The 14624-nt window shown below is 49.7% G+C and carries 13 protein-coding genes; 6 read left to right on the top strand and 7 right to left on the bottom strand.

Translation table 11 applies throughout. The annotated features are described in order from the left end of the window. Positions 1-98: 98 nt before the first annotated feature. From J3B89_RS16285 to J3B89_RS16275, 3 genes are all read right to left on the bottom strand, one after another. Positions 99-1949 (bottom strand): choice-of-anchor I family protein, encoded by a 1851-nt coding sequence (locus J3B89_RS16285; RefSeq protein ID WP_215398666.1) that lies wholly within the window; start codon positions 1947-1949, stop codon positions 99-101. Positions 1950-2034: 85 nt separating this feature from the next. Further along, the gene (locus tag J3B89_RS16280) at positions 2035-2274 is read right to left on the bottom strand and encodes a YheU family protein (protein ID WP_215398665.1); all 240 of its coding nucleotides are present in this window, start codon (positions 2272-2274) and stop codon (positions 2035-2037) included. After that, complete coding sequence (locus J3B89_RS16275) at positions 2271-3272, bottom strand: hydrolase (RefSeq protein ID WP_215398664.1); 1002 nt, start codon at positions 3270-3272, stop codon at positions 2271-2273. The genes J3B89_RS16280 and J3B89_RS16275 overlap by 4 nt, the downstream gene beginning before the upstream one ends. A 52-nt stretch (positions 3273-3324) precedes the next feature. Between J3B89_RS16275 and J3B89_RS16270 the strand changes: the two genes are divergently transcribed. The 4 genes from J3B89_RS16270 (at position 3325) to J3B89_RS16255 (ending at position 9170) form a co-directional block, all read left to right on the top strand. Beyond that, positions 3325-3825: a hypothetical protein gene (locus J3B89_RS16270; protein WP_215398663.1), complete on the top strand. Its 501-nt coding sequence runs from the start codon at positions 3325-3327 to the stop codon at positions 3823-3825. 157 nt (positions 3826-3982) lie between these two features. After that, positions 3983-5554, top strand: a complete 1572-nt coding sequence (locus J3B89_RS16265) for a GMC family oxidoreductase (protein WP_215398662.1) — start codon at positions 3983-3985, stop codon at positions 5552-5554. A 61-nt stretch (positions 5555-5615) separates the two neighbouring features. Further along, entirely contained in the window at positions 5616-7634 is a 2019-nt protein-coding gene (locus J3B89_RS16260; RefSeq protein WP_215398661.1) for an amidohydrolase family protein, read from the top strand. A 138-nt stretch (positions 7635-7772) separates the two neighbouring features. Further along, entirely contained in the window at positions 7773-9170 is a 1398-nt protein-coding gene (locus tag J3B89_RS16255) for a sensor domain-containing protein (RefSeq protein ID WP_215398660.1), read from the top strand. On the opposite strand, the gene J3B89_RS16250 is transcribed toward J3B89_RS16255, so the two are convergent. Then, positions 9167-10768 carry an NAD(P)/FAD-dependent oxidoreductase gene (locus tag J3B89_RS16250; protein ID WP_215398659.1) on the bottom strand — a complete coding sequence of 534 codons (1602 nt, stop codon included), beginning with the start codon at positions 10766-10768 and terminating at the stop codon, positions 9167-9169. The two genes, J3B89_RS16255 and J3B89_RS16250, sit on opposite strands and share 4 nt — an antisense overlap. Before the next feature lie 393 nt (positions 10769-11161). Between J3B89_RS16250 and fdxA the strand changes: the two genes are divergently transcribed. Then, positions 11162-11488: a ferredoxin FdxA gene (gene fdxA / locus J3B89_RS16245; RefSeq protein WP_215398658.1), complete on the top strand. Its 327-nt coding sequence runs from the start codon at positions 11162-11164 to the stop codon at positions 11486-11488. A gap of 9 nt (positions 11489-11497) precedes the next feature. Here the strand turns inward: fdxA and J3B89_RS16240 are convergent, their stop codons facing one another. The 3 genes from J3B89_RS16240 to J3B89_RS16230 form a co-directional block, all read right to left on the bottom strand. After that, positions 11498-11638: a DUF3149 domain-containing protein gene (locus tag J3B89_RS16240; RefSeq protein WP_215398657.1), complete on the bottom strand. Its 141-nt coding sequence runs from the start codon at positions 11636-11638 to the stop codon at positions 11498-11500. 100 nt (positions 11639-11738) lie between these two features. Further along, on the bottom strand, positions 11739-12215 hold the full coding sequence (locus tag J3B89_RS16235) for a TIGR02444 family protein (RefSeq protein ID WP_215398656.1): 477 nt from the start codon (positions 12213-12215) through the stop codon (positions 11739-11741). A gap of 14 nt (positions 12216-12229) precedes the next feature. Further along, positions 12230-14137 (bottom strand): ABC transporter ATP-binding protein, encoded by a 1908-nt coding sequence (locus J3B89_RS16230; RefSeq protein ID WP_215398655.1) that lies wholly within the window; start codon positions 14135-14137, stop codon positions 12230-12232. A 103-nt stretch (positions 14138-14240) separates the two neighbouring features. Here J3B89_RS16230 and J3B89_RS16225 point away from each other — a divergent pair, with 103 nt between their 5' ends. Further along, entirely contained in the window at positions 14241-14447 is a 207-nt protein-coding gene (locus J3B89_RS16225; protein WP_092790180.1) for a YheV family putative zinc ribbon protein, read from the top strand. The last annotated feature ends 177 nt before the right edge of the window (positions 14448-14624 follow it).

The following is a 14624-nucleotide window of genomic DNA, read 5'->3' as shown; positions in this document are numbered from 1 at the left end:
TTTACTAAGACAGTGGCAGTATAAAGGTGGTGCTACAAAAAAGCGAGCCACACGCTGATAGTGTGACCCGTTTTTAAACGTATTTTTCAGGCAAGATATTAGTAAGTTAAATCAATCTGATATATTGCCGTGGTGCCGCTGACTTCATTACCGATAATCAGGAGTGGTTTACCGTTAGGTGAGTTTTCTGCACTAACAAAAGTAATGCCTTCTGGCCCCAGATCACCGGCATTCGCCAGTGTGGTGCCGGGGTTGGCTGTCGTCCAGTCTTCACGGGTATTGAGGTAATCAACAAAAGCAGGAGCTGTTGGTGTACTGATATCAAATACCATCACGCCGCCCATGCGCTCTAAGCCAACAAAGGCGAAGGTTTTCTCACCAAAGCTGCCAATCGCTAAAGCCTCCGGTTCTGGCCCTTTGTTATCGCTGCGGTTACCAAAGCTGCTGCCGGCGCTGTGGTTAGAGTTAAAATAGTCAGCACAGGCAATATCGCGGGCACTGCCAAGTTTGCACTCGCTACTTGCCAGGTGCTGTTCAAAGAAATCGCCTGAGTCCCATACCAGTTCTCCAGCGGCAGACCAGATAGCAAAAGAGCGGCCACCATAGGCATATACCTGGTCGTACATCAGGCGGTCACCGTTTTCGTCTTCAACGCCGTTGCTGTTAAACAGCACCGGATTGCCGTTGGCGTCTTTACGATAGCCGTCGGTCCAGGCCACGGTTAAGCGGCCCAGCACATCATCTTCACGGCAGTTACCAGGTTCACCAGGCTCTGCACCGCAATAGGCAAATACTTCCGGGTTGAGTAAAGCACCCGCCGCCAGATTAATAAGCTGTGGCGGCATATCTTCGCCGACACGACGGGCAAAACCGCTTTTATGGAACAGGTGTTTAAAGCGGATTTCTTCAACAAAGCCCTGGCTGGCATCGCCATTCCAGTATGCCGGGTTGGTTTCTCCCCAGGCACGGGCGTCGCCTTCATTGGCGGTCACAATATAGGTAGCACCGTCTACGGTGTAACTGGCGATAGTATCTGGCTGGTACATGCCCACCACACCCGGCCAGCGCGCAATATTTATCTCGCTTTGTGTATCGCTGGCGGCAATGCCATTGCCATCAATACCATGATCTTTGTAGCCCAGTGGCAGAATATCGGTAATGGTCGCGGAGGCAATATCCAGTACGGCCAGAGCATTGTTCTCCTGCAAGCTAACCCAGGCCGTTTTGCTGTCGGCCGACACGGTAATGTATTCTGGCTCTAAATCCTGCGCTACGCTGGCATTGGGGCCAAAAATACGCACGCCAGCAGTTGTCAGCTCAGCTTTTTTGCTATTAAAGGTGCGAAAATCTGCTGTGGCAGCAAACAACACATCCGGGTTGCCAACATTAATTACGCTGACAGAGCCTTCGGGGTCTATTTGATAGTCGTCACTGGGCTCGCCTTCGTTGGCTACCAGTATATAGTTGCCATCCGGGGTAAAGGTCAGCATATCCGGCAGGGCGCCTACCTCAATACTGTCGCGCAGGCTCAGATCTGCTGCGTTATATACCGCAACAAAACCACGGTCTGTTTTCGGGCTACTTTCAATTGCCAGCGCCACCAGGCCATTATGCACCGTTACGCTGTTAACTACGGCATTTTCTGCTATTGCTGTAGCGCTGATACTATCAAGATATACCGGGTTTTGCGGGTCAGTCAGGTACAGCACATCCACTACACCGGATTGCGCATTAACCACAAAAGCGCGTTTGCTATCTGGGTCGTAAGCGGTAATTTCAGCGGCACTAACCAGATACTCGCCACTACTGTGGCGACCTAACAAACTTAAGCTTAATGTTGTAGGTGTTTGCACAACAGGTTCAGTGACAACAGGTTCCGTGTTATCAGATGAATTACAGGCGCTAAGCACTGCCAATGCCAGTGCGCTTAACAGATAACGGGTTTTCATTATGGCTTGTTTCCTAAGGGTTAGAATACTAGCCCTTTAACATAAACAAGAAAAATGAAAGAGTTATGGCAGTTTTATGTCCTAATTATGACGTTTGGCTGTGCTCTTGCTGCAAAAATAACTGCTTTGGCATCAGGTTAATGCTTTCATGTAGTTCAGAATACACAATCACAGTTTCGCCACTTTTTAGCTGGCGTTTTACCGTGGCGACTTTTTCTGCCATTGTTATTTCATGCTCGCCATAATCGGTGCCTTCGCGCAGTACATAGTATTCGATCAGGTTATTTAGCGTATCTTCAGCGATGTCGGTATAGGGAATAATCATATGGCTAACTGCTCAATAATAAATTGTGGAATACGCTGGTTTAACCAGAATCTGGGTTTTAACAGGCTGCCATAAACAAAACCGACATGGCCGCCGCCGCTGGTTAGCTCGTAGTGAATATGCGGGCTTAATTCGCCTGCTTTGGGGATCACTTCATCGCTTAGAAATGGATCATCTTTGGCATGAATAATCAGCGTGGGTACGCAAATATGGCGTAAAAACGCTTTGCCGCTGGCTTTCTGGTAGTAATCCTGTGCATTTAAAAAGCCGTGAATGGGTGCGGTATAGTATTCATCAAACTGCTCAATGCTGCTAAAACGCCGTACCTGCTGCGGCGTTAGCGGCAGCGGAAAATCGACAAATTGTTCCAGTTTGCGTAAAGTACTGTGTTTTAGCCGCCCCAGCAAATAACGCTGATATAACTTACTGCTGCCGGTATTAATGCGCTTAGCACAGGCCGACAGCGATAGCGGCGGGCACACGGCAACGGCGGCTGATAACGGGTTTTGCCCGGCCTGTTCGCCGCAGTATTTCAGCAATACATTACCACCCAGCGAATAACCTACTGCCACCAATGGCCGGTTCGGGTAACGGCGCCTGACTTCAGTTATCACCAGTGCTGCATCGGCAGTATCACCACTATGATAAGCGCGGGGCAGTTTATTGGGTTTGCCGTTACAACCACGAAAATGCAGCAATACCGCTGTCCAGTCCAGCGTGTTGCATTGGGCCAGCATCGCCTGAATATAATGGCTGTTAATATCACCGGCTAAACCGTGCAGTAAAATAACTATGGGGGTATTGTTGCTGCCGGTTTTACTATGTAGCCAGTTTAGCTGTACTTCATCGCCATCTGGCAGGGGTATTGTTTCTGCTTCAGTGTTCAGCCGGTGTTTCGGGCTTAAATATTTGGCAAAAATGGTTTGCAGATGCGCATGTTTAAGCCACCAGGCAGGCTGAAACGGTGGAGGGCTTACTGGTCTGATCTGGTCTTGCAAAGTAGCGTATCCTGATAAACAATAAGTGAGTTTTTACTGCAGGCGCAGCACTATGGATCGGCGGCAATTTATTTTATCTGGCATAGCCTTAGGTACTGCAGCCAGCTTAGGCATCGGTAGCATAAGTTGGCAGCGCAGCCTGCAGCAGCATCATAATGATAACCGCGATCTGGTACTGTCTGCTTTGTTACCTGCGTTATTGTACGGTGCTTTGCCACAGGAAGCGACCTTAGCCAGTATTGAACTTAGCCGTACTAAAACCGCTATTTCTGACTTTATGCCGTTTTTGCCGCAGCGCCAGCAGCAGGAGTTACATCAGCTATTTAACCTGCTGGCCAACGGGGTAACGCAACTGGCATTAACCGGCCATCTCACTGCCTTAGCACAACTTTCGATCAGCCAGCGTTTGCAGTTGCTAAACCAATGGCGTGACAGCTACCTTGGCTTATTGCAGCAGGCTTATCATGGCCTGCGCGAACTACTGTACGGAGCCTACTACGGCCAGAGTGAACACTGGCAAGCGCTGGCTTATACCGCGCCAAGGTTTAGATAAGTTAGACAGATGGCACGACAAGTTGGGACAAGGTGTTCTTACGTAGCAGCGGCAGGGATGCCGTGGAGGCTGAGACAGCACAGGGATGTGCTGTCGAAGGCGGCGAAGTAAGAATTTCCTTGTCGCAACTATTGCAGCAGATTAATGAGATAAATACATGATGACTCACCATCTTGATGCCAGCCAGTTTACGCAGAACCGGCAGTTTGTAGCGGATATCGTTATTATCGGCTCCGGCGCCGGTGGTGGTATTGCTGCAGAACAACTGGCGCAGGCTGGCTTTAACGTGCTGCTGTTAGAAGAAGGCGCCTATTACAGCCGCGATGATTTTATCATGCAAGAGCGCTGGGCTTACCCACAGTTGTATCAGGAAGGAGCTGCGCGTAAAACCCGCGATCAGGCCATTGGTATTTTGCAGGGCCGTACTGTCGGCGGTTCTACCACCGTGAACTGGACGACATCAATTCGCACACCAAAGCCAACATTAGATTATTGGCATGCTGAATTTGGTGTCAATTTTAGTGGTGATAACGATTTAACCCCTCATTTTGCAATGGCAGAGCAGCGACTGAATATTCAGCTCTGGCCAGTGCCACCCAATGCTAATAACGCCAAACTGCAGCAAGGCTGCCAAAAGCTGGGCTGGCAGTACACGGTGATTAACCGCAACGTTAATGGTTGTGCCAATTTAGGTTACTGCGGTATGGGCTGCCCGATTAACGCCAAACAATCAATGCTGGTAAGTACCATTCCGGCTGCGATGGCGCTTGGTGCCACGTTAATTTCGCGTATTTCCGTACGCCAGCTGCACTGGCAGGGCGATAGCATCACAGGGCTGGACGCCGTGCCGGTCGATCAGTATTTTCAGCCGCGCAGCGATGTCCGCATTCACATTAAAGCTAAACATTATATTGTTGCCGCTGGTGCCATTGGTTCACCGGCGTTATTGCTGCGCTCAAAGGTGCCCAATCCGTCTGGCCGTTTAGGCAAGCATACGTATTTACACCCGACAGTGATTTCCGGCGCTTTGTTTGAAGAGGCTATTAACGGCCACAGCGGTGCGCCGCAATCAATATACTCTGATCAGTTTGTCTGGCCGGATAACAGTGATAAAGCCGGTTATAAACTGGAAGTACCACCGTTGCACCCGGTGTTAATGGCCACCAGGTTAACGGGCACCGGCGGGCAACATGCCGCGCTGATGCAACAATTTAACCATTTACAGGTCACTATAGCGCTGCTGCGCGATGGTTTTCACCCGCAAAGCCAGGGAGGCACGGTACAATTAGATCCAGCACAGCAACCGGTGCTGGATTACCCGATCAGCGATTATCTCTGGCGGGGCATGCGCGAAGCCTTACTGTCGATGGCTGAGTTACAATTTGCTGCCGGGGCTAAACAGGTACTGCCAATACATCACGATGCCAAACTGTATAACAACTGGGGTGAAGCAAAGCGCGCGATACAGGCGTTGCCAATGCAGGCGCTTAAGCAAACTGTGGTATCAGCCCATGTAATGGGCGGCTGTAATATGAGTGCCAGCGTGGCAAAAGGTGTGGTAAACCAAAATGGCCGGCATCATCAGTTGCACAACCTGTCGGTATTCGATGGTTCTATCCTGCCAACCAGCCTGGGTGCTAACCCGCAGCTAACTATTTATGCGTTGGTATGGCGCAATTGCCAGCAGTTAATCACCAGCTTGCAGCAAAACCACAAATTCGCCAGTTGATCCTGCCTTAATGTTAAGAGCTGCTATAGTTTCTGAGTTTATTTCCTGATAAGGACACACCATGAAACTTAGCTCTATATTATTCTGCAGCCTGATATTGTTGCATTGCGCCGTGCTTAATGCGGCGGAACACAAGGTTGTTAATAAGTTATATTCCGAAAAAGGTGAGGCCGGTGAGCAGGTTATTACCCGACAGGAAGACGGTAACTATAGCGCATCGCTTAAAATGAGCTGGAACAACCGGGTGGTTACCGTTAACGAAACACTACAGGTTGATGCCAAAGGGGTACCCATAGCGTTTTCTGCCAGCGGTACTTCGGTTTTTGGTGCGCCAATAGCTGAGCAATTCAGCCTGGTTGATGGCGTGGCGCGCTGGTCCGGCAATAAAGATGAAGGCATGCTGCAAACTGGCGAACAACGCTTTTATGTGCCCACTGATGAAGCCGGGGCAGCCAGCCATGTGCTGATGAAAGCGTTAATGGCATCGCCAACCCGTTCGGTCGATTTATTCCCCGGCGGTACAGCCAGGCTGGATGCGCTGAAAACCGTTACAGTAAGCAACGGCAACAATAGTAAAGAAGTGACGTTATACGCCATCAGCGGCCTGGCGTTTAACCCATCCTTTGGCTGGTTTGATAAAGATGGCCACTATTTTGCCCAGGATTTCAGCGGTTTTATGCGGGTGATCCGCGAGGGTTTTAGCCTGGATAATTTTGCTGAGCTGACAAAAATACAAAAACAGGCCGAGAATGACTATCTGGCCGATATTGCCAAACACCTCAGCTATAGCTACAGCACTGTGTTGCTACAAGGCGGTAGTGTGGTAGATGTGCTTGAGCGTAAAGTGCTGCGCAATACCGACGTACTGCTGCAAGACGGCAAAATAACGGCGGTAGCAAGTGGCCTGACCGCCCCGGCCGGAGCAAAGGTGCTGGATGCGCGTGGCAAAACTATCATCCCCGGCTTGTGGGATATGCATGGCCATTTATCGAAAAACGATGGCTTACTGAATATTGCCGCCGGGGTTACCAGCGTGCGCGATATTGGCAACAGCCATGACAATATTATGGAAATTGCCGGTTTATTTAACAGCGATCAGCTGATTGGCAACCGGGTATACCGCGCCGGCTTTTTTGATAAACAAAGTGAATATTCAGCTGGCTTGTCGGTAAAATCCTTACAGGAAGCGCATGAAAAAATAGACTGGTTTGCTGATAACGGTTATTTGCAAATAAAGATCTACAGCTCAATTGATCCCTCCTGGGTTAAACCTATTGCTGAGCATGCACACCGCCGTGGCATGCGTTTAAGCGGCCATATACCCGCCTTTATGACGGCGCGTCAGGCAGTAGAGCAGGGTTTTGATGAAATTCAGCATGTAAATATGCTGTTTTTAAACTTTCTGGCCGGCACTGAGATAGACACCCGTACCCAACTGCGGTTTTCGCTGTTAGGCGAAAAAGCGGGCAGCCTGGATTTAGCCGGTAAACCGGTAACGGATTTTATTAAGTTGCTGGCCGACAAACAAATAGTGGTTGACCCTACCGTCGCTACTTTTCGCAGTTTGTTACTGGGGCAGAATAAACAAATTGACCCGGAATTTGCCGCTATTGCCGAGCATTTACCACTTGGTGTTGTCAGGCAGTTAAAAGGTGCGTCAATGAATGTCACGCCAGAGCTGCAACCGGTATATCAAAAGTCGGCCGACGCTATGCTGAAAATGGTTAAAAAGCTGTATGACGCCGGCGTGCCAATAGTACCCGGCACCGATCATATTGCCGGTTTTACTTTACACCGTGAGCTGGAACTGTATGCCCTGGCCGGTATACCGCCGTTGGATGTACTGCGCATTGCCAGTTATGAACCGGCGCGGCTGGTCGGCGCGGCGTATCACAGTGGCTCAATCAGCGTGGGCAAAGATGCCGATTTACTGCTGATAAACGGCGACCCGACAACTAATATGGCCGATATCCGCAAAGTGGCTATGGTATTTAAAGGCAAGCACTACTACAAACCGGATGAACTCTATCCGGTGCTCGGTGTTACACCTTTTACCAGCCCGGTCGCGTTTAAACCTTAATTCATGCAGGGTGCTGGCGCACCCTGTTGCTTTGCAATATTAGCTTTATTTTATGTAAACCGGCCTGTGCCACCTGATATCCTTGCCGAACCATGCTAAGGTTTAACCAATCCTCTGTTGTAGTAGTTTCGCAGTTTTATGAATACTGACAGTTACAAAGCCCTTAGCCAATATATTGATTTACTGCTGGATGCCATCTGCGTAGTAGATAAAGATGGTCGGTTTGAGTTTGTCAGTGCCGGTGCGGAACGTATTTTTGGTTATACCCCGCAGGAAATGCTGGGCAGGCCAATGATTGAACTGGTACACCCGGATGACAGAGCCCGCACCTTGCAAGCGGCCAGTGAAATAAATGCCGGTGCGGTAAAAGTAGACTTTGAAAACCGCTATATCCGCAAAGATGGCCAGACAGTGCATTTGTTATGGTCAGCCCGTTGGTCAGAAACCGATAAACGCCGTGTAGCAGTAGCACGCGATATTACCCGCAGCAAACAAACTGAAGCGCGCCAGGCGGCAATTTACGCTATTTCAGAAGCTGCCTTCGCCAGCGACGACCTACCTGCGTTATATCGCAGCATTCAGCAAATTATTGCCGGTTTAATACCCATGCGTTGTTTTGCTATTGTACTGCCCGATGTTAACAACGGGCAGCTGGGCTTTGTTTATACCTCGGTGGCGCAGCAAACAGCTGAAGCGGCTGGCTGCGATATACTGGCATTATGTGCCGAGGTAGTAAAACGGTCTGAAACAGTATTAGTTACCGGCGATAACCAGGCCGGACTGCCAGCAAAATTACAGCAACTGGTAGCCGGTGCCGAAATAAACTGGCTTGGTGTGCCGCTAAAGTCGCACAGCACTGTAATGGGCGCTTTAATGCTGCAAAACAGTACTGACGCGCCCGGCTACAACCATAGTGAAATGGAATTGCTCGAATTTGTTTCAGTGCAGGTGGCGGTAGCCATAGAGCGTAAGCAAATGCTTGACCGGCTGCACCGCAATGCGCTGTATGATCAGTTAACGCAATTGCCAAACCGTGAACTGTTTTACGACAGGTTGCAGCTGGCACTGACGACGGCCGAGCGTGAACAAAGCCAGTTTGCCTTGTTATATCTGGATTTAGATAAATTTAAACAGATTAATGACAATTACGGCCATCATACTGGTGACGAATTACTGCAACATACCGCCCAGCGGATACTATGTTGCTTGCGTAGCAGCGACACTGTAGCCCGCTTTGGTGGCGATGAGTTTGTTATCTTATTGCAGCAAATAGATAATGAAGATTTGGCTCTGCTACTGGCAGAAAAAATCCGCCAGGCGTTAAACCTGCCTTTTAATTTATCTGGCACCGCTTTGCAGGTGTTACCCAGTGTTGGTGTGGCTTTGTATCCGCAGCACAGCAAAGAAGCGCAAACATTAATACTCAGTGCCGACAATGCCATGTATCTGGCGAAAAAAGCCGGCGGTAACAGAATAATGCTAAGCGAAGCTACAGCAGTAAAACACCGGGTTTCTGTGCCCTCTGAGCCCGTTTAAGCCAGCATTGCCAGCGCTACAGCCTCAGCTACTTTAATGCCGTCTATACCGGCCGATAAAATACCACCAGCGTAACCGGCACCCTCACCGGCAGGGTACAGGCCTTTAATATTAATGCTTTGGTAATCTGTGCCACGTTTAATACAAATGGGTGACGAGGTGCGGGTTTCTACGCCGGTTAATAAACCATCGGCTTTGGCAAAGCCTTTAATTTGTTGGTCAAATGCCGGTATGGCTTCACGAATAGCGGTAACGGCGAAATCCGGCAGCAACTGGGCTAAATCAGTCAGGGTGATATTGGGTGTATAAGACGGTTTAACATCGCCAAGCCCGGTAGAGGGCTTACCAGCCAGAAAATCACCAATCAGTTGCGCCGGGGCAAAGTAGTTTTCTCCGCCGAGTTTAAATGCCTGCTGCTCCAGCTTACGCTGCAGTGCAATGCCAGCCAACGGGTGGCCGGGGTAGTCACGCTCTGGGTCTATACCGACGACAATAGCGCTGTTGGCATTACGCTCGTGGCGTGAATACTGGCTCATGCCGTTGGTGACCACGCCGCCGGGTTCTGACGCAGCGGCTACCACAGTACCGCCGGGACACATACAAAAGCTATAAACGCTGCGGCCGTTGCTGCAATGGTGTACTAATTTATAATCGGCGGCGCCTAAAATCGGGTTACCGGCATTGGGGCCAAAGCGGCACTCGTCGATCATTGACTGCTCATGCTCAATCCGAAAGCCGATAGAAAACGGCTTGGCTTCAACATACACGCCTTTGTCATACAGCATCTGAAACGTATCACGCGCGCTATGGCCCACCGCCAGCACCACGTGCTTGCTGTATAACTTCTCACCGGTAGACAGTGTTAAGCCGGTTAACTGGCCATTGTCGATATGCAAATCATCGACCCGGCTGCTAAAGCGAATTTCTCCGCCCAGCTCAATAATTTTGGCGCGCATTTTTTCTACCATCGCCACCAGCTTAAAAGTACCGATATGCGGCTTGCTAACATACATAATCTCGTCTGGTGCACCGGCGGCAACAAACTCGCTCATTACTTTGCGGCCATAATGTTTCGGGTCTTTTACCTGGCTGTACAGTTTGCCATCGGAAAAAGTACCGGCGCCGCCTTCACCATACTGCACGTTTGACTCGGGGTTTAATTCTTTACCGCGCCAAAAACCAAAGGTGTCTTTGGTGCGCTCGCGTACTTCTTTGCCGCGTTCTAAAATAATCGGTTTAAAGCCCATTTGCGCCAAAATCAAGCCGGCAAATAAACCACAGGGGCCCAGGCCGATTACAATGGGGCGCTCGCTTAATGTGGCCGGAGCCTGAGCGACAAATTTATAACTGGTATCGGGTGACGGTTTTACATGCTGATCTTTGGCAAATTTTGCCAGCAGTGCCGCTTCGTTATCTACCTCGATATCCAGGGTGTAAATAAGCTGAATATCGGTTTTTTTGCGTGCGTCAAAACCGCGCTTAAACACATGAACGCTAAGCAGTTGCTCTGGTTTTAGTTTAAGTTTGGCTACAATAGCGGCATTAATAGCATTTTCATCATGGTTTAACGGCAGTTTTATTTCGGTCAGGCGCAGCATAGGGGTTCCAAATCGGTGTCATTGCTGCCCAGCAACAGGCGGGCAGCTCACAAGATTAGGCTATTTTACGCCAAGCCTCGGGTTATGTCCGTATTCGTTTGCGGCAGTTATGTAGAAAAGTCGGTCTTTGAGCTTCGATACGAACAGGTTTGCCCACACCAACGCGCCGTAGACCCTTCCCTGGGGGTTCGATTATAAACTTCATCCATAAAGTTTATCCTGCGGATCAGCAGAGCTGTTCAAATTCGCTCCCGGCGAATTTGTCAGCATCCTGGCCTGCAACGGTTGGCTTAGGGCAAACCTGTTCTCACTTAAGCCCTGGTTGGCAGATAGTTGTTTTTTTAGCACGCTGCAGTATGATCGCCAGCCTGAAACATTAGGAACCAATACACTATGGCCTTTGTGGTGCTGGATAACTGTATAAAATGCAAATACACCGACTGCGTAGCGGTATGCCCGGTAGACGCATTTTTTGAAGGGCCCAACTTTCTGGCCATCGATCCGGTTATTTGCATTGATTGCGGCCTATGCGAGCCGGAATGCCCGGCCAATGCGATAGTGCAACAAGACAAAGTGCCGGCAGAGCAACACGGCTTTATTCAGTTAAATGCCGAACTGGCTGCGCTGTGGCCCAATATCCGCGAAGTAAAACCGGCGCCAGCAGATGCTGATAGCTGGAATGGTGTACCGGATAAACTGCAGTATCTTGATGTAGGTTAACGTTGTGCTTTATTTATTGTCTGGCTGTTCGTGCCCGACCTTATACATAAAGTACACGGCGTAAAAAATACATAAGCCAATCACAATAGCCAAACCGGTAAAAGAGATAAAAATTACCGGATCGTTTAAAAATTCCTGCCACAGGTTCATAACCTTGCCCTCTTGCTGTGTTGTTATGGCAAGTGTAGGCAAAGCAATAACCGGACTAACTGATACAGATCAAAGATCAGCCGCTGTGCGGGCTTAGGTGTTAGTAAGCTTGACGCAGATCAACTATTTGCGCGGCTAGTATATCGCTGTTTGCGTTGTTATCAGTATTAAGCTGGGCTAAATACAGCTCCAGCAACGGGGAGGCTTGCTTGCTTAGCGGCGGGCAGTGTTGCAGCAGCAACTGTTGTTCCAGTTGCTCCAGTGTTAGTTCGGCCTGCAACAAGGCCTGCTTTAATGTTTGCTGTTGTGCCGGTGTTATCGCGGCAATAGCGGTATTTTTACGCAGTGCACGCAATGGCTTGGTAAACTGTGCACTAAAGTTGTTTAGCTGTGCTGCCAGTTGCTGCAGCTCAGTAGCACTTAAACTAAGTTGCTGCTGTTCTAAGTAGCACAGCAACAGCAGCAGGTTTACATTTGCGCCCAGTTCATCCTGCCATTGCAGGCACAGCGGTTTAACCTGCGGATACAGTTGCAGGCTAAACTGCCACAACTTGTCTGGTGTAATGGCTTCAGGCATTTTTTCTGCCGCTGTTAAGCATTGCTGCTCCAGAACTGCACAGTTTTTTGCTCCAGTTCGTCCTGGGCCATAAACCAGTCTTCTTCTGTGCTGCTTAAGCTACTGCTGGCTGCGGCCTGTTTAGCCAGCAGTTCTGTTAGCTCGGCCTTACGCTTGGCGTCGTATATATCCGGATCGGCCATTTTTTGCTCAATGGCGGTCAGTTCGTTGGTCAGCTTTTCTTGCTGTTGTTCCAGTTTTTCTATTTTTTGCTTTATCGGCCGCAGTAAATTGCGCAGCTCGGCTTCCAGCCGCTTTTGATCTTTACGTACCACATTACTGCTAACAGCAGCATCAGCCTGGGCGGCATTGGCTGTTTGCCGGGCGTCTTGTTGCAGCCATTGGTAATAGTCGGCTAAATCTCCGTCAAACGGTGCTACACGGCCATTAGCGACTAAATAAAACTCGTCGGTACAGCTGCTAAGCAGGTGGCGGTCGTGCGATACGATAACAATAGCGCCTTCAAACTCCTGCAGTGCCATCACTATGGCTTCACGCATATCTAAATCAAGGTGGTTGGTTGGTTCATCCAGCAGCAACAAATTAGGCCGTTGGTAAACGATCAGTGCCAGTACCAAACGGGCTTTTTCGCCGCCGGAAAATGGTGCACAGGCTTCCAGTGCTTTATCGCCGTGAAAGCCAAAACCGCCTAAAAAGTCGCGCAGCTTTTGCTCGGGTACTAACGGGTCTAACCGCACCAGATGTTGCAGCGGTGAATCCTGCGGCCGCAGGGTTTCCAACTGATGCTGGGCAAAATAACCCAGACTTACGCCATTGGCGTACCATACTTCACCGCTTTGCGGCACCATACCACCAGACAAAAGCTTAATTAGCGTAGATTTACCGGCGCCGTTGCGGCCAAGTAAACCAATACGGCTGCCTGGCAATAACTGGAATTTAATCTGGCTTAAAATAATTTTGTCGGCATAACCGGCCTGTACGTTTTCCATTTTTAGTAATGGATTAGGTAGCGCTTTGGGCTCACGAAAACTGAAGCTAAAGGGGGAATCAACATGCGCCGGTGCCAGCATGGTCATGCGTTCCAGCGCTTTAATGCGGCTTTGTGCCTGCCGGGCTTTGGTGGCCTGGGCTTTAAACCGGTCGATAAATTTTTGCAGGTGCGCCACCTGGCGCTGCTGCTTGTCAAAGTTGGCCTGATGTTGCGACAACTGCTCGGCGCGCTGGCGTTCAAACTGGCTGTAGTTACCTTTGTATAAGGTCAGCGTTTGGCGTTCTATGTGCACGATATTGTCGGTTACTGCATCGAGAAAATCGCGGTCATGGCTGATTAGCAGCAAGGTGCCCTGATAGTTACTCAGATATTTTTCCAGCCACAATACGGCGTCTAAATCGAGGTGGTTGGTCGGTTCATCCAGTAACAGCAGTTCGGCGCGTTGCATTAATGCCCGTGCCAGGTTTAACCGCATACGCCAGCCACCAGAGAATGATTTTACCGCCTGCTGTTGTGCTTCACCGCTAAAACCAAGGCCGTCGAGCAAAATACCGGCTTTGGCTTCAGCGCGGTAGCCATCTAAGGCTTCAATTTGCAGGTGTATTGCGGCTAAATCACTTTCGCTGCAGCCGGTGCGCACTTTTAATAATAACGGAAACAGCTGCTCGTCGCCTTGCAGTACATAATCCATCGCGCTGCAATCAAGTGCTGGTGTTTCCTGGGCTACGGTAGAAATATGCCAACTGGCCGGAATGCTGACAGAGCCTGCGTCGGCGTGCAGTTTATTTTGCAGCAGGGCAAACAAGCTGGATTTACCACAGCCGTTTGCACCAACAATTCCCACCTTTTGCCCCGGAAATACGGTAAGATCGGCGCCCTGAAACAAACATTGAATACCGCGGCGCAATTCGACCTGTTGCAGTTGGATCATGTTTTTTCCTGTGTACTGAATTGGGTTGCTAATTTACCCGTATAACCGCAACAAACCAAGACTTGCCGGATAAAATTGCTGCCACTGAGAAATGAGATACAAGATGACAACACGTAAAAAGAAACGTTTTATTGCCGGTGCCAGCTGCCCGAAATGCAAAGCGATGGATACGCTGATGTTGTTTTTGGAAAATAACGTAGAAAAAGTCGAGTGCGTGGAATGTGGCCACCAGATGGTGCAGCCCGAAGCGCAGATAGCCAAAGCCAGCCGCGCCGCCGAGCAGGTTATTGGCGTTTTTAAGCCGGAATAACGCAAGCAAGGTTAAATTTTGCGAGAACAGGGTTGCCCACACCAACACGCCGTAAACCCTTCCCTGGGGGCTCGATTATAAACTTCATCCATGAAGTTTATCCTGCGGATCAGCAGAGCTGTTCAAATTCGCTCCCGGCGAATTTGTCAGCATCCTGGCCTGCAACGGTTGGCTTAG

The organism is Rheinheimera oceanensis (assembly GCF_018831085.1).
GTDB classification, from domain to species: domain Bacteria; phylum Pseudomonadota; class Gammaproteobacteria; order Enterobacterales; family Alteromonadaceae; genus Alishewanella; species Alishewanella oceanensis.
Note: the sequence above shows the minus strand (reverse complement) of the source record. Positions and strands in the feature narration are given on the sequence as shown.

Excerpts from the sequence above, each read along its gene's own strand:
- J3B89_RS16235 (WP_215398656.1), bottom strand. The coding sequence starts at position 12,215 with ATGCCTGAAGCCATTACACCAGACAAGTTGTGGCAGTTTAGCCTGCAA.
- J3B89_RS16265 (WP_215398662.1), top strand. The coding sequence starts at position 3,983 with ATGATGACTCACCATCTTGATGCCAGCCAGTTTACGCAGAACCGGCAG.
- fdxA (WP_215398658.1), top strand. The coding sequence starts at position 11,162 with ATGGCCTTTGTGGTGCTGGATAACTGTATAAAATGCAAATACACCGAC.
- J3B89_RS16260 (WP_215398661.1), top strand. The coding sequence starts at position 5,616 with ATGAAACTTAGCTCTATATTATTCTGCAGCCTGATATTGTTGCATTGC.
- J3B89_RS16255 (WP_215398660.1), top strand. The coding sequence starts at position 7,773 with ATGAATACTGACAGTTACAAAGCCCTTAGCCAATATATTGATTTACTG.
- J3B89_RS16250 (WP_215398659.1), bottom strand. The coding sequence starts at position 10,768 with ATGCTGCGCCTGACCGAAATAAAACTGCCGTTAAACCATGATGAAAAT.
- J3B89_RS16285 (WP_215398666.1), bottom strand. The coding sequence starts at position 1,949 with ATGAAAACCCGTTATCTGTTAAGCGCACTGGCATTGGCAGTGCTTAGC.
- J3B89_RS16240 (WP_215398657.1), bottom strand. The coding sequence starts at position 11,638 with ATGAACCTGTGGCAGGAATTTTTAAACGATCCGGTAATTTTTATCTCT.
- J3B89_RS16280 (WP_215398665.1), bottom strand. The coding sequence starts at position 2,274 with ATGATTATTCCCTATACCGACATCGCTGAAGATACGCTAAATAACCTG.
- J3B89_RS16230 (WP_215398655.1), bottom strand. The coding sequence starts at position 14,137 with ATGATCCAACTGCAACAGGTCGAATTGCGCCGCGGTATTCAATGTTTG.
- J3B89_RS16225 (WP_092790180.1), top strand. The coding sequence starts at position 14,241 with ATGACAACACGTAAAAAGAAACGTTTTATTGCCGGTGCCAGCTGCCCG.
- J3B89_RS16270 (WP_215398663.1), top strand. The coding sequence starts at position 3,325 with ATGGATCGGCGGCAATTTATTTTATCTGGCATAGCCTTAGGTACTGCA.